Origin of the sequence: Sphingobacterium sp. InxBP1 (genome assembly GCF_026191775.1) — a bacterium.
In the GTDB taxonomy this organism is placed as follows: domain Bacteria; phylum Bacteroidota; class Bacteroidia; order Sphingobacteriales; family Sphingobacteriaceae; genus Sphingobacterium; species Sphingobacterium thalpophilum.
On record NZ_JAINDX010000046.1, the window covers coordinates 503,185 to 523,672 of the forward strand.

General features: G+C 42.9%; 12 protein-coding genes. All 12 read right to left on the reverse strand.

Annotated elements, in window-relative coordinates:
* Positions 1-7 precede the first annotated feature (7 nt).
* Positions 8-823, reverse strand: coding sequence for a purine-nucleoside phosphorylase (locus K7A41_RS14440; protein WP_265714241.1), 816 nt, complete (start codon positions 821-823; stop codon positions 8-10).
* 68 nt (positions 824-891) lie between these two features.
* Positions 892-2,382, reverse strand: coding sequence for a sodium:solute symporter (locus tag K7A41_RS14445; RefSeq protein ID WP_028071798.1), 1,491 nt, complete (start codon positions 2,380-2,382; stop codon positions 892-894).
* A gap of 41 nt (positions 2,383-2,423) precedes the next feature.
* Positions 2,424-3,245, reverse strand: coding sequence for an N-acetylmuramic acid 6-phosphate etherase (gene murQ / locus K7A41_RS14450; RefSeq protein ID WP_322784030.1), 822 nt, complete (start codon positions 3,243-3,245; stop codon positions 2,424-2,426).
* 13 nt (positions 3,246-3,258) lie between these two features.
* Complete coding sequence (locus tag K7A41_RS14455; protein ID WP_265714243.1) at positions 3,259-3,903, reverse strand: polysaccharide deacetylase family protein; 645 nt, start codon at positions 3,901-3,903, stop codon at positions 3,259-3,261.
* 50 nt (positions 3,904-3,953) lie between these two features.
* On the reverse strand, positions 3,954-5,780 hold the full coding sequence (locus K7A41_RS14460) for a glycoside hydrolase family 9 protein (protein WP_265714244.1): 1,827 nt from the start codon (positions 5,778-5,780) through the stop codon (positions 3,954-3,956).
* A gap of 42 nt (positions 5,781-5,822) precedes the next feature.
* Positions 5,823-7,679, reverse strand: coding sequence for a PQQ-binding-like beta-propeller repeat protein (locus K7A41_RS14465; protein ID WP_265714245.1), 1,857 nt, complete (start codon positions 7,677-7,679; stop codon positions 5,823-5,825).
* 147 nt (positions 7,680-7,826) lie between these two features.
* Entirely contained in the window at positions 7,827-9,665 is a 1,839-nt protein-coding gene (locus K7A41_RS14470; RefSeq protein ID WP_265714246.1) for a RagB/SusD family nutrient uptake outer membrane protein, read from the reverse strand.
* Between the two features lie 13 nt (positions 9,666-9,678).
* Entirely contained in the window at positions 9,679-13,170 is a 3,492-nt protein-coding gene (locus K7A41_RS14475; RefSeq protein WP_265714247.1) for a SusC/RagA family TonB-linked outer membrane protein, read from the reverse strand.
* Between the two features lie 51 nt (positions 13,171-13,221).
* The gene (locus K7A41_RS14480) at positions 13,222-14,460 is read right to left on the reverse strand and encodes a DUF1343 domain-containing protein (RefSeq protein ID WP_265714248.1); all 1,239 of its coding nucleotides are present in this window, start codon (positions 14,458-14,460) and stop codon (positions 13,222-13,224) included.
* Between the two features lie 397 nt (positions 14,461-14,857).
* Positions 14,858-15,331, reverse strand: a complete 474-nt coding sequence (locus K7A41_RS14485; RefSeq protein WP_265714249.1) for an N-acetylmuramoyl-L-alanine amidase — start codon at positions 15,329-15,331, stop codon at positions 14,858-14,860.
* 260 nt (positions 15,332-15,591) lie between these two features.
* The gene (locus K7A41_RS14490; RefSeq protein WP_265714250.1) at positions 15,592-17,226 is read right to left on the reverse strand and encodes a SusD/RagB family nutrient-binding outer membrane lipoprotein; all 1,635 of its coding nucleotides are present in this window, start codon (positions 17,224-17,226) and stop codon (positions 15,592-15,594) included.
* Between the two features lie 3 nt (positions 17,227-17,229).
* Positions 17,230-20,316: a SusC/RagA family TonB-linked outer membrane protein gene (locus K7A41_RS14495; protein WP_265714251.1), complete on the reverse strand. Its 3,087-nt coding sequence runs from the start codon at positions 20,314-20,316 to the stop codon at positions 17,230-17,232.
* Between the last annotated feature and the right edge of the window lie 172 nt (positions 20,317-20,488).

Below are 20,488 nucleotides of genomic sequence, written 5' to 3' on the forward strand. Positions count from 1 at the left end.
GTCTAAATTACTGCAAAGCTATCAATTCTTTCAAAATTAATGTCATCTTTGGTTCCGCTTTCTCCGCCACCTGCACAATTTCCTGCAGGGAGACCGGTTTCAGTTCATCGTGAAAACCTTCATCGGTAACAACAGAAATCGCGAACACCGGAATGGACATATGATTGGCGACGATGACCTCCGGCACGGTGCTCATACCGACCACATCACCGCCGATGAGCCGCATGTAACGGTACTCAGCCCGGGTTTCCAGATTTGGTCCCGGAGAGGATACATAGACCACACGGCGTGCTGAAATATCATGCGCCGACGCAATTTCGAGAGCCTGCTGGATCATAAGGCGGTTATAGGGTTCGCTCATATCCGGAAAACGGGGGCCAAACTCTGCGAGATTCTGCCCACGCAGCGGATTATCCGGCAGCAGGTTAATATGATCTTCAATAATCCCAAGATCCCCTTTTTTTACCTCTGGATTCAATGAGCCGGCAGCATTGGATACAAATAGTTTCTGCACCCCCAAAACCTTCATGATACGGATCGGAAAAGTGATCTGCTGCATATCATAGCCCTCATAGAAATGCAGACGCCCCTGCATGGCGACAACATTCCGCCCGCTTAGCTTACCAAAAATCAACTTGCCCGAATGGAATTCTACAGTGGAAATTGGAAAATTGGGAATATTGGAATACATGAGCTGGTATTCGACTTCAATCTCATCAACCAACTTACCTAAACCGGTACCGAGGATGATACCGAATTCTGGAGTGAAGTCTCCAATTCTTCTACGGATAAACTCCGTAGTCTCATTTATGCTATGATACATACGTACAAAAAAACTAAGTCTATCAAACTTAACTTAATTTTTCTGTACGTACAAATCAAAAATAAGCCTTAGTTATGGGAAAGCGCTTTTTCAGACGCCTTTCCGGGAGAACTGAGCAAAAGCATCAGGAAGGTGATCAAACCATTGATGATGATCAGATCCAAACCGATCACATAAGGCGTATAAACTTCTATCACGTAAGTCTTTAACAGATATAGCACTGTCGGTGACAGCACACAGATATAGGGTACAGCCTTGTCGCGCACGGCATATCTGGTGAAGATACCAAAAACAAACAGGCCTAGCAGCGGGCCATAGGTATAGCTGGCAGCTGTAAATATCGCGTTAACGACCGAATCATCATTGATCAGCTTAAATACAAGAATCACCAGCAGCATAACGATAGAGAATCCGAAATGCACATAATTCCGTCTTTTTACCAGCGCGGGATCATTTGGATTTTCCTTCTTATTGAAGTTCAAAAAATCGACGCAGAAAGATGTTGTCAGCGCGGTCAGCGCACTGTCTGTTGTCGCAAAAGTAGCCGCTGTCAAACCCATCATAAAAATGATTGCTGGCACAATGGCCAGATGATTCAGCGCTATTTCGGGATATAAATAGTCACGGGTGGCCAATTTGGACACGTCTATGCCGTTTTTTGCAGCGTAAATGTAGAGCAGGGCACCTACAGCCAAAAAGAAAATATTGATCACCACAAACACGCTGGTGAAAGTGATCATGTTTTTTTGCGCCTCTTTGATAGTACCCATGGATAGATTCTTTTGCATCAGGTCCTGATCCAGGCCGGTCATCGCTATCGTGACAAAAATACCGCCCAAAAACTGTTTCCAAAAGTTCGCTTTACTCCCTACAAAATCGTCCCAGAAAAAGATTTTGGAATAACTGCTCTCTTTTACAGCCTCAAAAGTATCTACGATTCCGAAATCCAGCCCTTTGGCCATAAAATAAATCGAAAGTATGACAGCGGTAACCAAAAAAGTTGTCTGTAAGGTGTCCGTTACGATAATCGTCTTCAGCCCCCCCTTATTGGTATACATCCAGATCAGCACAAGGCAGATTACTACAGTGATGGCGAAAGGCACATTCCAGGCGTCGAAGATAAAATGCTGGAGAACGATAGCCACCAAATACAAGCGGAAAGCGGAGCCAATGGTCCGGGACACCAGAAAAATGGCTGCGCCGGTTTTATAAGTGGTATGTCCGAAGCGTTCCTCCAGATAAGTATAAATCGATGTCAGGTTCATCCGGTAATAAAGAGGCAGCAGCACGTAGGCAATAATCACAAAGCCCACAGCGTTGCCCAGGACAAACTGAAAATAGCTAAATTCTGATGCACCGACGGCTCCGGGCACAGAAATAAAGGTCACGCCGGACAATGCAGTACCGATCATCCCGAAGGCGACCATATACCATTTCGAATTTCGATTGGCGACAAAGAAGGTGGAGTTGTCCGCAGACCCCTTAGATGTAAAATGCGCTACCGCAAGCAGGACCGCAAAATAGATGATAATAAAGGACAATAATATGACTGGTGACATAGTTTGTTTTTAATAGGTGATTATCTTTTATGGGTCATACATTAATGTGTGGCCTGATACGCTTCGATGGCCTGTCTAACGTTACCAAATTGTTCCAGCAGTGCTGCTGCATCCTCTTCCGTAGCCCCGGTCTGATCCATGATGATACGTACGCCACGTCCCACCAGTTTGTGATTTGACAACTGCATATCCACCATCTTATTGCCTTTTACACGGCCAAGCTGAATCATCACAGCAGTACTGAACATATTTAATACGAGCTTTTGTGCCGTACCGGACTTCATACGTGTCGATCCGGTCACAAACTCAGGTCCTACAATGACTTCGATAGGATACTGTGCAATTTCAGCAATCGGTGAACCGCTGTTGCACACGATACAGCCTGTTACGAGACCTTTTTCATTCGCCATCTTCAGCCCGCCGATCACATAAGGCGTTGTTCCGGAAGCAGCGATACCGATCACCACATCGTTCTCGTCAATCTCGTACGCTTCCATATCTTTCCAGGCCTGCTCCAGATCGTCTTCCGCAAATTCCACAGCTTTGCGAATTGCAGTATCGCCACCGGCAATCAGCCCGATAATCCATTCAAATGGCACGCCATAAGTCGGAGGCAATTCAGACGCATCCAACACCCCGAGCCGACCGCTCGTACCGGCACCGATATAGAAAGTTCGACCACCAGCCTTCATTCGCTCCACAGTCACTTTGACCAAGGCTTCGATTTGAGGGATTGCCTGCTCAACCGCCAGAGGCACAGATTTATCCTCATTATTGATATTAGTCAATAATTCATGTACAGACATCTTGTCCAAATCCTGATAATTCGAATCTTTCTCCGTTGTATTAACCATTCTTAATATGTATTGTAATTCTCTATTTCAATAATTGAGGTATATCCACTATCTGATATCCCCGCTGTTTCAACTCCACAATAATATCATCCAGATGATGATATAACTTATCTTTTCTTCGGCTGTCTGTACCCATATGGATCAATAATAGGAAACCATTCAGTCCAAATTTTCTTTCATATGCCCAGAGGCTCTGCAAAATAGCCTGGGACGACAGATACCGCTTTCCCATCTCCGGATACGTATAATCAGCTGCTGTCCGTACGCCCGGCGTGTAATTGACGGAATGTAGGCCCAGCTGTTTGGCCCATTCGACAGTTTCGCTAGTGTACCATTCATAGCTAGGGACATAGTAAGCTAACTTACTTGTGTCGATCCCAAAAGGGGTCAATGCCTCCAGATTCGCTTTTAGATCCCTGACAAAAGAATCACGCGTGACCAGCAGTTCACCCCGGGTTAGCCAGTCGCTCACCAAAAGGTGCCGGTCCGAATGCCCTGACAGAAAATGGCCTGCCTTCAGCATTTCGCGGACATAGGGACGAAAGCCCGGATTACGCAGATAGTCACCGGTCAGGAAAAAATTGCCATTGACGCGATGCTTCTTCAAGCTATTCAGCACAGCCGGTGCTCCTTCGGACAGGTCATGGCCCGTAAAAAACAACGCCACTTTTTTCTGTGTGGAGTCACCACGGACGATGGCACCGAATAGATCGTGAACTACTTTTTTCCAGCAGGCTCCTCCAAAGCCCGTCCTTCCTTTGCAGCAAGCAGATAGATCAATGACGCCGTTCCGTCCATCGTCGGCTCGTTGGTACTATAGTCTCCATAATCATCGTGGTACACCGCCAGATCGCTCTGAAAATCGGCATAACTGTCCGGATTATTGAGCTTGATCCCGATCAGATTCCGGTAGGTGGACGCCATAATCGGGCCGTCCACCAATCCACCATCGATAGGATGCTTACCCAAATAAGTAAAAGCCGAATGTGGATCGACAGGCGTATCTCCCCAGGACGGCAGGCCATACACCATGCTCGTGCCCCAGGGGTTAGTACCGAAGATCCAGTCAAAGTTGGCCTGCTCCAGTTCATCAAAGCGACCATCACCTGTCAATTCCTTATACCAGAGACATTGCATCGCAAAGGAAACTGTCAGATTATTGCTGCACCAGATAAAAGGAACTCCCCTCAAAAATGCATTCTGCTCTGCCCGTTTATTGACCTCTTCAATGCCCTGCTTATAGTAAGAGACAATCTCCTCGCGATTTTGCCCTTTTAAACGTTTAGCTAATTCATAATGCCCCAAGTTGATAAAGGGATACCATTGATAATGTGCCGCAGTATCCGATATCATCCATGGCGTAATTTTTTCCTGCCTTGCATACTGCATGGCTTCCTGGGCAAATTTTCCTTTTCCCGTCACAGCAAAGCCCATTGCTGCAGCAAGCTGCATATCATCTACCCAGTTATCCTCCGCATAGATATAAGGAGATTTAACAGAAACTGTCTGTGTCACGCCGGGCTTGATGTTTGCATAAGCATAAGCGGTTTCGGCTTTCTCGGACAGCAGCTTTGCATATGTCCTGTCATCTTTTCTAAATAGAACCGAGCCCAGCCGGAAAGCACTGCTAAATTTACCTGCCGTCGAACTCGTCCCGGTCGTATTGTTCATAAACTTACCACGCTGTTGCGGCTCGCCATCAATAAAATAGACTGGCCGTTCAAAGCCGCGACCGTAATACGGATCCTCCTTAGGCATACGCATACTCGCATGATCGCGGTCATCAGCTATCTGATTATACATCTGATCTGCTTTAGGATGCATTTTCAGCAACCAGTCCAACCCCCATTTCGCTTCATCCAGCACATCAGCCCGGCCATTGCTGCCCTCGAGCCCATTTGCCTGTTTATGATCCCCAAATACCTGTGGGAAATCGCGATAGGCTGCCAGAAGATGAAACGTCGCATTCGCCGAGGTTGTCGCATACTGCAGATAGTCAGAAGCATCATGCCAGCCACCGCCGGCATCGATACGCGTGCTATCCGCGATACCCGCCTTGCCAGCATATAAGGTAAATCCATCATGCGTATGGCAACTGTCCTTTAAAAAGGGATTGAATAAGGTTCGCTGTTGCCGCATATAACGCAGCACAAAATCGGCAGCGCCCTTATAAACGTCCTTTGCAATCCGGAAAGCAGGTGACCTCACGCCATCTGCCTCAATATAAAAGCTTCCCGTATCCCGTACGACAGAAAAATCAAAACGAAAACTTTGGACAAACGGTCCGTACGCACCATAATCTTTCCCAACGGAATGGACATACACTGTTTTACCTGTATTTGCCGCCTTAACTTCAAAAGAACGAAGCTGCCTGATTGATTTCCCGCCCCATACCGCCACCTTTTTACCGGCGGGGGTATAGCCTAATTGGTTTATTCGAATCCAAGCGTTTTGCTGTGCTTGCGCAAATTTACAAACAAAACACGCAAAAACAAGCAAAAAAGCTTGACGTAAATTTAAGAAGTTTAGACATCTTTTTATCATAACAAGGCATTTATTTTTAACAAAATCGATTCTAACAATCATTTAAAAGCTTAAAGACACTATTTTTCCATCCATCGTGCTTGCTATGACCTGATTATTGCCTTTTGTTGCCACAGGGTTAACCATGCCGTTTGAAATTTTATATTGCCAGGCAACATCGCCTGTTTTTGCGTCTACTGCAGACAGCAAACCCGAATGACTCGGCACGAATACCAGCTTGCGATTTGTTTTTATTGCTGAAGGCGTCAATTCATAAGGCAGCTTCAGTTTCGAGGCCCAGGCCACCTTCATTTTCTCCCCAGAAGAAGAAATGCCCAGCAAGTCGCCATCCATCGTTTTTACATAGATATATTTACCATTGGCGGCGAGGCCCATAGACTCACGCACACGGATCGTATCTTTCTTTTCCCGCCATATTACGGTGCCGTTTTTTGCATCCAGTGCCGTCATAAAACGGTCAGGTGCCACCACAAAAATACGGTTGTTTACGCCGACAGGATTACAGGCAGCAGCGGAGAACATGCGGTTGGCATGCCCATTGTTCCACTCCCAGGACAGCGCTCCTGTTTCTGCATCCAGGGCATAAAAGCCATTTCCCCACGAGCCGAAGATGATATTCCCCAAGTAATAGGTCGGCAATGTGGAGACAAACCCCTTCACCTGATCAAAAGTCCACTTGATTGCTCCAGTTTTCACATCGAGCGCTCTGAATTTACCGTCCGAACCGCCGATGAAAGCAGTACCGTCATGGATCAACGGCGAGCCTAATACCGCTTTATCCGTGGCTACCTTCCAAAGGAGACTGCCGTTCTGTGCGTTTATGGCGTAGATGTTGTGATCAGATGATCCCGCGACGACTACATCCTTCCAGACAGCCGGTGTAGAATAGACCTTTCCACCTGTGCGAAATGACCATAACTTCTTCCCTGTTTTGAGGTCTAGCGCAAAAATATCACCTGCCGTGTTGGAGCTAAGCACCTTGTTCTGATAGACCGTCAACCCTGCGCCGATATCGCTCGCATCCTCAAATGTCCAGTTGACCCGAACCCTATCCGCATATTTAGCGTTTACGGCATAACTCGGCCTTGGGTAAAGCTTGGTTTCATTTGCAAAACGATGATCAACGAGTGGCACTGTCAACCAGGGTGTTTGCTGTGTTCCCACCCCGGGTGTCCGCTCCCGGTACACCGCCTGACCGTCACCGATCGTCACAATATTATAACCGCCTATTTCTTTATTGGCGCGCAGATTGGAGCGCCCCATCACACCCGGTATCCCCTCCCAATCATAGGCTTTGTTTATATGCCCATGACCGCAGAGTGCCAATTGCACGTTGCGCGTCTTCACACGTTTTAATGCGTCAAACCAGTTGTTCAGCGAAGAGTCCTGTGGGTAGTGATTGATGTAAATCAGTGGTATCTGCCTGTCAGGGTTTGCCGCAAAGATGGAATCCATCCACACCAGATTTTCACGTGGAATCTGCCCCGGGCTCATCCGCATATTCGGCCCCGAATTGGTGCCGATAAACTCGTATCCTTTATGTTTGAAAAAGAATGTTTCACCACCAAACACCGTGCGGAACGTATTCGCGCCGTTTTCCGACCAATTACCATCGTGGTTACCGGGGATCACATACCAGGGCAGCTGCAGGCTGTCCAAAATACGTTTGGCCAGTTTAAGCTCATGATCAGCGCCAAACTCTGTAATATCTCCGGAAAGTATAACGAAATCGATATCCTTCAACGTATTCAGGTCTTTTACAGTACGTCGCAAATCTTCCTCACCTGTTGCTCCGCCAACATGCGTATCGGTGACATGAGCAAATTTAAAAGTCTGCGCAACAGCAATATTAAAAATGCATAATAATGCAATAAAAAGCGTTAGAGTGGTTGATTTCATGGGTTATTTTTTCTTAAAAATAGCACATTTATGCAATATTCCGAAATTTCAATGCGTTTTTATGCATGATATTTTTGATACAAACATATTTTATAAAAAAGCCTTTCTGATAAGATCAGAAAGGCTTCGCCCACTTTTGTGAAAGTACTACCACCCCGGCGTTTGTTCAAGTGTATAACCTAAATTCGAATACTGTTGGATCTGATTTAATCCTACTGGAGCTAAATAAGAACGATCTGTAAAACTCACTCTATTAGCAAATTTAGGAACAACATAAAAACCGACCATGGCATCACCATTGGTTCCATTATATGTAATAATATCACCTGCGGCATTCTGCACTTTTAAAAGGCCTTCATAGGCTTTTGTCAAACGATTGGGAAGATCTTTTTTGATATTCACCCAAGGCCCCAAAGAATAATCAACATTACGAGCAAAATTCATGTAACCTAACTTTTTCCAACGACGAATATCATTCAATCTTGCATACTCGTAAACAAATTCCATCCTTCTCTCCCTTCTAATTTCCCACATGAGTGGTGATACATCTGCATCACGCTCAGGATCATTTGGAAGAGCGCTTAACATTAAGGGTGCTGTTTTCTTAATGCCTTTCGCAATTGCATCGGCATCCAATGGTCTATTTCGAATAGCATTTATAGACTTATCTAAATCAGCTTGCGTAACCGTTGGTCCACCGAAAAACTCAGCCAGAATTTGCTTCGCTTCAATCCAATTCAGCACAACTTCTCCAAGACGTGCTATAGGCGCATCATTGGTATTCGTGTTACTGCTCCATTTTGCAGGATAGGTTTTTCCGATGTAAGTCAACACCTCCCTAGCCGCGAATTTATGTCCATAGGCAAAGGTTGACGACGCTGTATTTACCGTATCCATCAAAGTAGCTTCGAACCTTGGGTCACGTGTCCTCGCTAACGATTTCATAGAAAAATCAGTGGCGTTAGCCACAGTAGAGTTTTGCCAAACTTTGCCATCGTTACAAATAAACGCTTTCAATAAATTCAAATTAACACCTTTTTGACCCTCAGTGCCATTACTATAGGATCCAACCGCATGCGTGACTTTTAAAGCGTCATTGTAAGTCCTAAAGAAAATTACTTCAGAATTACTTGATAGGTCTTCCGATGCAAACAGGCTCTTAAAATCGCTTCCGAAAGACCATTTTCCACTATTCATAACCACTTCAGCAGCTTTTACCGCAAGTCCAAGGTATTTCTTTGCTCGCTCCTGATCCAAGCTATGATATTTTTCCCAGGACCCTTCGAATAACATTAGATTGGATATTAGGGCTGCAGCCGCATATTTATTCACATATCCTTTACCGTCGTCGTCGCGCATATTGTCCAGGACATACTCAAAATCTGTATACACTTTATCCATCACCTCACCACGCTTGGTTCGTTCTTTATACATAGTAGCCTGATCCATTGGATCGACTTCCGCATCAAAATACGGGACATCACCAAATACCGATACTAATCTTGAATATTCGTAACCTCTAAAGAAACGGGCCACAGCAGTCCAGTGGTTGTATTCGGCTTCAGACAAATTCGCTTTAGCTTTTGTTTCAATCCTATTGAGCATGACATTCGCCTTTCTTACCCAATAAAAGTTCCATGTCGGACCAGAATACGTGGTTAACATATCCGGAGTTAATGTACTCGCACCTCTACTCGTGGGCACAACCGCCTCGAACCCGCTTTGCGTACCTTCTGATGTAAAGTCATCAGCAAAATTATATCCCACTAATGGCGCATAGGCAGTGCCATAAAACGTATTATAACCGACAAAGTAGTTCAAGTAAAAATCATTTGCATACAAACGAACATCTGCCTCATTTCTCCAATAGTTATCATCAATCACTTTTGTTTGATCAGGCCTATCGAGTACATCCTTGTTACACCCTCCTCCCATTAATAATGCAGAGAGAAGAATTGATCCAATTTTTATTCTATTTAATTTCATCTGTCAAATTCGTTTAAAAGTTTAATTGAACACCAAATGATGCACTTTTGAATGTTGGCGTTCCTACCCCTGTACGCCCACTATTGTAGTTTGTTTCGTTAAAAATTGAATATCCTTCAACTTCCTCCGGATCTATAGGTAATCCGCGAAGCTTATCCCAAGTAAAGAAGTTCTCCAACGAAACATATAACCTTAAATTGTTTATTTTAACACGATTAACAATATGTTGAGGTATTGTATAACCCACGGTTAGATTTTTAACACGCAGATATGACATATCCAATAAATAACGGGACTGCACTTGCATATTGTTAACATTAGCACTACCTCCATTATTAAAGGCTGCAGGATAGAAAGCACCTTGATTATCAGGCGTCCAATAATCGTTTACAAAGCTCGCCGGCATTGCCCCGTCCGAGACATTGAAACCTGGAATAGCTAAGAATCCGGCGCCCCAGACCTTACGCTGACCGACACCCTGGAAGAAAACAGACAAATCAAATCCTTTCCAATCAGCTCCAAATCTGAAACCATACTGGTAACGCGGAGTCGAATTTCCTATGATCTTCATATCACCGGGATTATCGATTGTACCGTCACCGTTATCTATCTCTCCGTCTCCATTTAGGTCTTTAAATTTGACATCTCCGGGGCCGAAGTAAAAATTGGTCGAATTCTGAAAACGGGGCTGATAAACTGCCTTCTCGCCATTTGGACCATCCTTTAACAAATAAACATTGTCTGTACTTGCATAATATTTAGTCATATCTGCATCAGGCTTAACCAACTGTGGCTTACCATTACCGTCCAATACAAAATCACTATATTGATACAGACGATCAGTCTCATAGCCCCAGATATCACCATAGACCCTTCCATCGTAGTTAGCGCCGGTAGTTCTCAATGATGTATACCCACTAAAAACAGATTTGGCATCATCCAGATTAGCTCTGAAATTAATTCCTAAACCATTTTCAAAACGATGATTGAAATCAACCGCCAATTCAAAACCTTTCGTAGTTAATGTTCCGAAATTTCCCCAAGGCGCTGCTGCCCCTAAAGTAAAAGTAGTGCCCTCCAAGGGAGCAAACATATTTTTGGTCTTTTTCTGGTACCAGTCAAACGTAAGACCTAACTTATTCTTAAAAAACCTAGCATCAATTCCCAAGTCCAAAGTCTCTAAATCCTCCCATGTCACTTCCGGCCAGTTTAACTTCGGCGAGCCGACAGAATTCAACAAAGCTCCGTTTATAATGTAATTAATCTGGCCTGCATCCATGTTTGAAACATACAAGTCAGGCGGCACAGTTTGATTTCCAATAACACCCCAGGACCCTCTAAACTTTAATTGATTCAATGCCGTTCTTGACCATTCCATAAATTTCTCCTCAGAAACCACCCATCCCGCCGAGAACGATGGGAACCAACGCCATTTTAAATCTGTAGGAAACTTGGAAGAACCGTCGTAACGTAGATTCCCCTCAAAAAGGTACTTATTCTTATAAGCATAGTTCACTCGGCCAAAATATCCTAGCTGCGATTCCCAGTACTCACCACCGCTACCTGTAATCTGTCCAACAGCCAAATCAAATTGAGGATTTGTAATATCTAATAGATCAGCACGCTGCGTCCAGTGATATGAGCCATCATTAGTCACTCTATTTAATCCAAGAATGAATTTGAAATTATGATCCTCGTTCACATCCAGCTCATAGGTTGTAAATGCATTGACCGTATGCTTATGTTCATTCTGTGAACGCATATAAATATGATCTTGCGCAGAACCATTTGCTGTATAGGCATCGTTCGATAGGTCATAGGCCAGCATGGCATCCGTGTCACCTTTATTAACTACTTTACCTTCCCGATTTACATACACTGGATTTCCTTGCGCATCAAACCGTTGTTTGGCAGCAACCCATGAATTAGCAGCTGTATATCGGGTTCCATTCTTACGCCAGTTATAGTCCTCGTTGGTGAACGTGTAATCTACGTCTACCTTCCAATTTTTCATGATATTAATTGTGGCACCCGCACTTAAATTAATATAATTACGAAGCATGGAAGCTTGATTTGCTGCCTCATTTTCACTCCAAGGACTTCTTATCGGATGGCCATTTTCATCATATCCCATTGGATAAAGTGAACTCCAGCGATACATATATAACCAAGGGTCCGCAGTTGTCGAATTAGTCGCATAAGGATAGATCTTATTTCGCTGAGCGAACATCGCGCCCCCCCTGATAGTTACGTATTTATTCAACTCGGTGTTCAAGCGAAGTGCGGCATTATACCGTTTAAATTTATCCGAATCGCCAGCTTTCAACATTCCACTTTGATTTAACGTTCCAAATGTAGCTGTATACTGTGTTTTCTTTACCGTACCGTTTAAAGAAAGATTGTGCGTCTGGGTCGGCGCCCATTCTCTGACCATATAGTCATAGGGATCATATGTTCTAACGCCATATTTTTTAGTAGGAGAACCCGGGTCAACATACCAATCCCGACCATAGACCGTCGGATCATCCTTTCCTAAAGATGAACCATATTTTTTATCCCATTCGACAGCCCTCTCATAACTTTCTCTATTTACCTTATAAAATGCTCCAGTTTCTGTCCCCCCAATTCTTTCTAATGCATCAATTGTATATTTTAGCGCATTGACGCGTCCCATTTCTAATTTTTTATATGGGTTTTGGAAGGAAAAGTTGTTCGAATAGTTTACGGTAACTTTTTCTGTGCTACCCCCAGTTTTCGTCTTGATCAATACAACGCCAAAGGCAGCCTTTGCTCCATAAATAGACGCCGAAGCAGCGTCTTTCAATACTGTAATAGATTCGACATCATCCGGATTTACATATTGTATACTGGGAATTTCGACATTATCGACCAATATTAGAGGGCTACTATTTCCTTGAATGGACGATATGGCGCCACGTATACGCATCGTTGGATCCGACCCAACCTCGCCACTCGGAACAGTAACACTGAAACCAGGGGTAGTACCTTGAATTGCCCTTCCCACATCAGCGATTGGACGGCTTTGAAGATTCTCCTTCACGTTAATGGACGATACCGCCCCCGTAAGATTACCTTTTTTCTGGGTACCATAACCGACGACAACAACCTCATCCAGAGATTGATTATCCTCAACCAAGGTCACGTTCATGGAATTTGAGGTTACTGTAACGTCCTGCGAAATATATCCTATGGACGAAAAACGCAGTTTGCTTCCCACAGCAGCTGTAATCTTAAAATGTCCCTGTGCATCCGTTTTCGTAGATACACTGCCACCGATTACAGAAACGCTCACTTCTGAGACTGGGCCTTTTCCATCCGTTACAGTACCTTGCACCGTATTTTGAATCGTAGCTTTCGATGTAGAGCGCAACAAAGAGCTTGTAAGCTTAGCGCCGCTCGATGCCCCCTCCTTCTTTACGAAAGAATAGGATTCAGAAGGAAAACTCAATCCAAGAGCAACAGAAAATAATACAAATTTTCTCATTGATTATAGAGTTTTAAAATAAATGATTCTCGTTAATATTGTTAGTTATTCTTATTCAAAATCTGGATATAACAAATACCTCTTACGCATCTCTTTATATGCCTTTAAATCTTCCAACCAAGAGGCCCGGATCTCTGTTTCGGATTTACCCGCAATGATCTGCTTTCTCAACTGGTCAGTCCCTGCCAGCTTATCAAAAAATTCTGGCCGCGCAAAAAAGGTACTTTTATTAGGCGTCTTCTGATAGAAATCCAGCAAGTATTTTAATGTGAACTTCTGTTCTTCCGGAACTAGATGCCGCAGATCAACACCATAATTTACAGCGCCTTTACCTTCCACATGTTTCGACATACCGTGACGTTCACCGGGTGTAAATGTAAATGAGCCGTAGACAGGATTGGTATACCCTAATACCTGAAACGGCCAGTCGGTTCCCCGGCCTACCGAAATGTCCGTACCCTCAAAAAGACAAAGCGAAAGATACAGGCGCACAGAAAGCTGATTAGGCAGACTCGGCGATGGTATCACCGGCAGTGTATACATTTTAGTGTGATCCCAGTTCTGCACCTTTACGACCTGAAGATCGGCCTGGCGTCCATTTTCCAGCCACTTCTCTCCATTGATCATCTGGGCAAGTTCACCTATAGTCAACCCGTGGATCATGGCTATCTTATGCCAAGAGACGTCTGATTTGAATTTATCGTCATGCCGTACCGGACCATCTACCTGATCACCGTTCGGATTAGGGCGGTCGAGCACAATAAGCTTCTTATGGTGTTTGGCACATAACTCCATCACACGATGCAATGAGGTGATATAGGTGTAGAAACGAGCCCCTACATCTTGAAGATCAAATATCATCACATCAATGGAATTGACAATAGAATCTTGTTTTTTATTGCCACCGTAAAGGGTAAATAATGGCAAGCCCGTTTTCTGATCTACATCGTTCCCAAACTTCTCTCCTCGTTCGACATCTCCGCGAAATCCGTGCTCAGGAGCAAAAGCAAACTTTAAATCAACTTGATTTTCTAGTAGGACGTCCACCAAATGCTTCTTTTCAGCCCCCACAATAGAAGTCTGATTCCCCATAATTCCAACCTTTTTTCCCTTCAATTGAGGGAGGTATAACGACAACTGATCTGCTCCCGTAGCTATTCGATCAGCATCGCCGCTGGATGCCTTCGTATGCTGTTTTTGGAATTGTGTAGATCGCAAGGATTTTCCACAGCATATGCAAGCTAAAAAGGATACCGCAAAGGTTAATTTCAGTAAGGTATGTTTCATCATAAATAGACTATTTTGATCAGGCACAAATGCAGTTTTATGCACGTATGATTGAAAATCAGAATAAAAGTAAGTAGATCTTTTCGTTTTTAAAATTAAAATAGTCAGAAAAACGCAAAAGAAAGTAAGTGTTCACTCAAAAATAAAAATAAACCAACAATAGCCCGTTATTAACAAAAGCAGTTATATTAGTCTATAATTTATTATAAATACCTAATTATAAGGATATTAATAAATAAAACGAACAGATTATCATTCCGAAGCATAGTGTACCATACACACATAAATGTAACATTTATGATATATTTAACATTCTATTAACAATGCCGCATAACACAGCAAAGCCGCAAAAGACGACATATTACTACGCAAATATGCTTCGTCTCACCACTTCAACTATTTAAGGAAGAGTTTTGAGTTGCAGATCAACTAGACGGCCCCTTAGTGAGTGCATAAATTTATCTCCAGGATCATCTTTTCCGGTTATATATTTTGGATCTGTTTCCTTCCACCAGGAGGTCTTTTTAAAACGTTGATATTCGTGATGACCTATCACGTGTTCGAGAGGATATTTCTTACTTAAATAACGGATCAACTCTTCATTTGCTTTAAGCTGTGCTGTCGTCAAAGGGTGTTGGCGGCTGCCAATATTTTCGATACCGATAGCACAGTAATTCAACCCGATCGTATGCCTCGCAAAAGTTGTATCCGGCAAAAACTGATAGATCGTCCCATCACGATCAATGACAAACTGAGAAGAGACATTCAGCGCACTTGCTTTGGTAAGCTCCGGCCTCCCTGGTAGCCTTACGGGATTAAACGTGTTAAAAGTTGCTTTCACGCTATTGTTGGCGGTCCAGTGTACCACTACCATTCTAGGTTGTATTGTTGGCGCAGACTGGTTTAGTCCATGTCTATTCTTTAGATACTCTAGGGAAAGCCGTATGCGCTCCTGATTCCAGGTAATAGGTTTTTGGATTATTTTGGGTGATTGCGCTAAAAGTGATACTGCAAACAAGCAGCTAAACAACAACAAAAAGTATCTCATTACACAAATTTAAGGAATTTAACCCACTATTAAGACACAAAACAAAAGGCTTGATTCCTCAAGCCTTTTGTTTAAGCTGCTTACTATTATTTCTTATCCCAAAACACAGGCTTTGTAATATACGTAGGCGTTCCTGCATCCGGATCTGCCTTTTTTACTTGATCCAAGTTATAACTGTTTTCATAAGAAGCAATTGCAAACCTTCTTGGCCAATCTGTACTATTTGGAAATGAGTTTGTAAAAACATGTCCCGGACGGTTAAAGCCTTTATAAATACCCGAAGCCTCGTTGTAGTTCCCAGAGACATCAGTACAGAAATCCATCCTGCGTAAATCCACCCACTGTTCCGGTGAGTAAGATAGTGCGATATACTTTTGGATCATAATATGGCTGAGATTCAATTTTGAAATATCCTGCACAACAGACGTACTCGCTAAATATTTACCAATTTCCTCACTCTTCACTCCAAGTATTTCCATGTGAATTCTGATACCATCTTTATAAGCTTGCAGAGCTTGCGCAAGTTGTCCTTTCCTAAAACGAATTTCCGCTTCTATGAATTTCATCTCTGCCCCAGTCAATAGCAACCCCTTTCCACCTTTCTGTGTATACCACGTACCAGTCGATAATACCCGTCCTGAGGTGGCTTTATTACTTCTCAGCTGTATGTACACAGAATCGGCGTGAGAAAACTTATTGGTTTTTGCGTCGAAAGTAACTGCAACGGGACCGGTTGTTGGCAATGCCGATTGCATGTCCACCACTTTTGTTCTTACCAAAACTCCTGTTCCATTATCCATACTGGGCACAAGTAAATCTAACCTTGGGTCTACCATATTATTGGCTCCCGACGGCGCACCCGTGTAGTTGTTGGTAATATAATCGTAGTAAAGCTTGGTAATTCTAGCCGTGGTACCTGTATTTGACCATTGCAAGGCTGCTTTAGAATTATCAGCAACGTCTGGACCTTCATCAATATATTGATATATAGTACCGTCTAAACTTGAAGAAGGCGCTTTTGCCAATAAATTTAAAATTTCGTCAGGATTATAATTTGCTTTCTTACTGTAATGATTTAAAAATCGCACCTTCAGTCCATAAGCTAGCTTTAACCATTTTTGAGTATCTCCGCTGTTATACGTATCGCCATCTTTTAAAGAAGGTGCATATTGATCCTGTGCTTTACTAAGGTCTTGAATTGCTTCATCCAAAAGAGCTAACACCTTACTGTATACATATTCTCCTTCGTCAAACTTAGGTGTCAAAATATCCTTATTGTCAAACTCATCATAGGGCAAAATGCCGTAACAATCGACCATGAATCCAAAACCCCATGCTTTTATAATCTTCCCTACCCCGACATAATGATTTGCCCCTACTTTACTTGCTGCATCAATCATAGGTTGAATATTGACTGCCGTATTAACATACCAAGCTTGCCATGGCCAGCCAACAGCGGCATTGGTTAGGTTCCATCGAGTCATATTCCAGTTATTATTATTCGCATTTACAACCCCTAGCTGTTGTGTGATAAAAGCAGCTCGCGTACCAGCACTTTCATATGCATCGGCAAACTGAGCCAAAATAGACGGCAAGCGCTGCACTGCTGTCGGAACTGCCGCATTTGCAGAATTTGGATTTTCATTCACATCTAGCCATTTATTGCAAGCTCCCAAAGTTAATGCTGAGGCAGCTGCGATTATGTAGATAAATCTTTTCATTTTTTAAAACTTTAAATTTAAACCAAAGGTTACTCCCGCTGTAGCAGGCACACCGGCATAGTCAACCCCTACTGAGCCCGAACCAATAACTCCAGCTCCAGCGGCGCTGACTTCAGGATCCATCCCTGAATAATTTGTCAACAGCCATAGATTTGTCCCCGTTGCTGTTATTGAAGCCGCCTTAAATATCTTGGAGCGTCTTAAGAGATCTGAGGGCAAACTATAAGTTAGGCTCAACGATCTTAAACGTAACCAATTAACCGTTTCTACAAAATGCGGGGTATTTAAAGCATAAATATCTCTGTAATAATCCTCTGTAGCTACTACTTCTCGAGTTACCATTTCATACGCTTTTGTTTCTGGATTAAGCGCCATCCCGGTGAATGAGATTTTTTCACCTCGATTCTCTGTAACGGTACTTAATCCATTATAAGCTAAAAGATATTCTGTACCATTAAGAATGTCCCCGCCTTTTCTAAAGTCAAATAAGAATGAAAGCTCCCAATTTTTATACGTCAACGTATTATTAAGACCTCCAATAAAATTTGGCTCTCTATTCCCAATCGGTTTTGTTGCATCGGTAGATGTCAACGGATATCCAGTTTTCCAATCTAACAACAGATTCCCATTCGCATCATGCTGCCAAGTAGACCCACTTATTCCCATAAAATTTCCATTGCCAAAGGAAGCTGCCTTTCCATTGCCCACTTGCACATCAGTTACATATAAAATTGGCAAAGAAGCTGGCAGCGATTTAACAACACCTTTGTTATGAGAGAAATTCAAAGCCAAATCCCATCTAAAATCTTCTTTTTTAACCGGCGAAGTATTAATAGATACTTCTATTCCCTTATTCTCAATTTCTCCAGTATTGACATAGCTAAGAATATAGCCAGTAGCATTTGACACGCGCGGTTGTAAAATCTGATCTTTTGAATTATTTTTATAATAGGTGAACTCGAGACCTAATTTATTTTTAAATAGTTTCAAATCAGTACCAACCTCAAAGGACGTAGTCGTCTCTGGCTTAAGCTGGTCATTTCCTCTCGTCCAGTAATTCCTAAACCCACCTCCAATAGTCAGTTGTGGATCAAATAAATAAGTAGCCGTTTGGTAAGCCGGCGCATCCTTGCCTACTTCTGCCCAAGACGCTCTTATCTTACCGTAGTTTACAATGTCATTTTTCTCCATAAGCTCGGTGAATATTAAACTACCTGAGAATGAAGGATAAAAGAATGAGCGATTTTGAATGGGCAGCGTTGAAGACCAATCGTTACGACCAGTCGCACTCAAGAAAAGTAAGTTTTTGTAACCAATGCGCAAATCACCATACACGCCCAAAAGACGTTTTTTAGTAATGGACTCGTTAAAATATTTATTTTTTGCGTCGGCATTATTGACACTTTCAAAATTTGGAATTGAAAACTGTTCTGCCCGCATCGAGTTTGCTTGTATATGCGTATCTTCCGCGGTTGTTCCCAACAAAAAGTTTAAATCCCAATCTTCTTTAACCTGCTTATGGAAATTTAGCATCAAATTGGAGTTAATGTAATTGTACTGTCGGACATTCTTGGAGAGCATCCCCTTCTGCCATGCGAGCTTCACGGCAGAGCCGGGAGTTATTAGCGAACTAAAATTGGTTGTGTAATTATCGACACCTAATTTGTATGTCGCATCCAACCAGTCCGTAATCTTTACATTCGCATAAACATTACCCAAAAAACGATTGGTCTTATCATTCTGCGGATTTTTGTTGACTGTCCAATAAGGATTATCAACATTATCTTCCAAAGCAACGTTAGGCAGTAGTAAAATTTGTTTGCCACTGGGATCTATCCAGTTTTTCATATCAACATTGCGCGGAAAGGCTAGTATTGATTCCATATATCCCATGCCAGAACCGCCCCATAACCCCGATCCAGTCAGCGTTTTTTGTGTGGTACTGTGTGAATAGGAAGCATTCGCCCCAAAGGTGAATATACCCACTTTTTGTTCCCCATTAAATCGGAATGTCGTCCGTTTAAAATCTGTTGTCGGCACTATACCTGATTGATCCAGATTAGAGCCGGACAAATAAAAATTACCTTTTGCATTACCTCCCGATACATTGAACGAATTATCAAAGCTGGTTGCGTTTTGATAAAAATCACCCAAGTTATCATAAACGGTCTCACCTGGTTGAAAGGCGTCGCCCCAAGACAAATATGTATTATCGGTAATCTTATTCCCTTTATAATTAGACCCTTGTTTATACTTACTTTGTAATTTGGGTAAGCGATTCACCCAGTTCACCCCAATACGTGAATTGATTCCGATTGAAGTAGCACCCTCTTTTCCCTTTTTAGTCGTTACCACTATTGCTCCCGCGGCAGCTCGTAAGCCATATAGGGCAGCTGCGGCCGGACCTTTTAGAACCGAGATAGATTCTATATCTTCAGGGTTTAAATCTAGAGCACGGTTACCGTTAGTCGTCGAAATATTAGTATTCCCATCGAATGCGGAATTATCCCCCTGCCCAGTTGAATTATCCATTGGCATTCCATCAATCACAAACAAGGGCTGATTATCTCTTTCTAAAGAAGTTCCACCACGTATCACGATAGAAGCCGAAGCTCCGGGCGCACCCCCAGAGTTAGTAACATTCACCCCAGCAATCTTACCATTTAAGGAATTGATTACATTCGGGTTCTTATTTTTCATCAGTTCATCCGCCTTGATATCCTGGACAGCATAACCTAAAGCTTTCTTTTCTTTCTTGATACCCATCGCTGTTACAACAACTTCTTCCAGCGCTTCTTCGCTACCCGAAAGCGCAATATTGATAGTCGCATCCGAACCGACGAGTTGCTGACGCTCTTTCGAACCAACAGCCCTGAAGATCAAAATATCTCCGGGGTCCGCTTTAATTGTAAAACTGCCATCTGGATTTGTCTGTGTACTGATAGGTTTACCTTTGATGCTCACCGTTACATTTGCCATAGATCCGCCATCCGAAGCGTTAGTAACTTTACCTGTGACGGTCTTGGTTTGTGCCCATAAACTGGTAGATAGCATCACTCCTGAGCAGAATAAGAGTAATTTTTTATTCATGGTATTTAGTTAGTTGTTAATAATTGATTATAACGGGAGGTTCCAACCCGAGGTTTACACCAATTACATAACAATAATATAAAAAGCCGCGAATTTATGCAAGTTTATGCGAATTATTTAAAAAAATAAATCATAAAAAAGCATAAACAGACCTAAAAAACCACATTCAACC

Excerpts from the sequence above, each read along its gene's own strand:
- K7A41_RS14465 (WP_265714245.1), bottom strand. The coding sequence starts at position 7,679 with ATGAAATCAACCACTCTAACGCTTTTTATTGCATTATTATGCATTTTT.
- K7A41_RS14440 (WP_265714241.1), bottom strand. The coding sequence starts at position 823 with ATGTATCATAGCATAAATGAGACTACGGAGTTTATCCGTAGAAGAATT.
- K7A41_RS14485 (WP_265714249.1), bottom strand. The coding sequence starts at position 15,331 with ATGGTAGTGGTACACTGGACCGCCAACAATAGCGTGAAAGCAACTTTT.
- K7A41_RS14490 (WP_265714250.1), bottom strand. The coding sequence starts at position 17,226 with ATGAAAAGATTTATCTACATAATCGCAGCTGCCTCAGCATTAACTTTG.
- K7A41_RS14470 (WP_265714246.1), bottom strand. The coding sequence starts at position 9,665 with ATGAAATTAAATAGAATAAAAATTGGATCAATTCTTCTCTCTGCATTA.
- K7A41_RS14480 (WP_265714248.1), bottom strand. The coding sequence starts at position 14,460 with ATGATGAAACATACCTTACTGAAATTAACCTTTGCGGTATCCTTTTTA.
- K7A41_RS14475 (WP_265714247.1), bottom strand. The coding sequence starts at position 13,170 with ATGAGAAAATTTGTATTATTTTCTGTTGCTCTTGGATTGAGTTTTCCT.
- K7A41_RS14445 (WP_028071798.1), bottom strand. The coding sequence starts at position 2,382 with ATGTCACCAGTCATATTATTGTCCTTTATTATCATCTATTTTGCGGTC.
- K7A41_RS14460 (WP_265714244.1), bottom strand. The coding sequence starts at position 5,780 with ATGATAAAAAGATGTCTAAACTTCTTAAATTTACGTCAAGCTTTTTTG.
- K7A41_RS14495 (WP_265714251.1), bottom strand. The coding sequence starts at position 20,316 with ATGAATAAAAAATTACTCTTATTCTGCTCAGGAGTGATGCTATCTACC.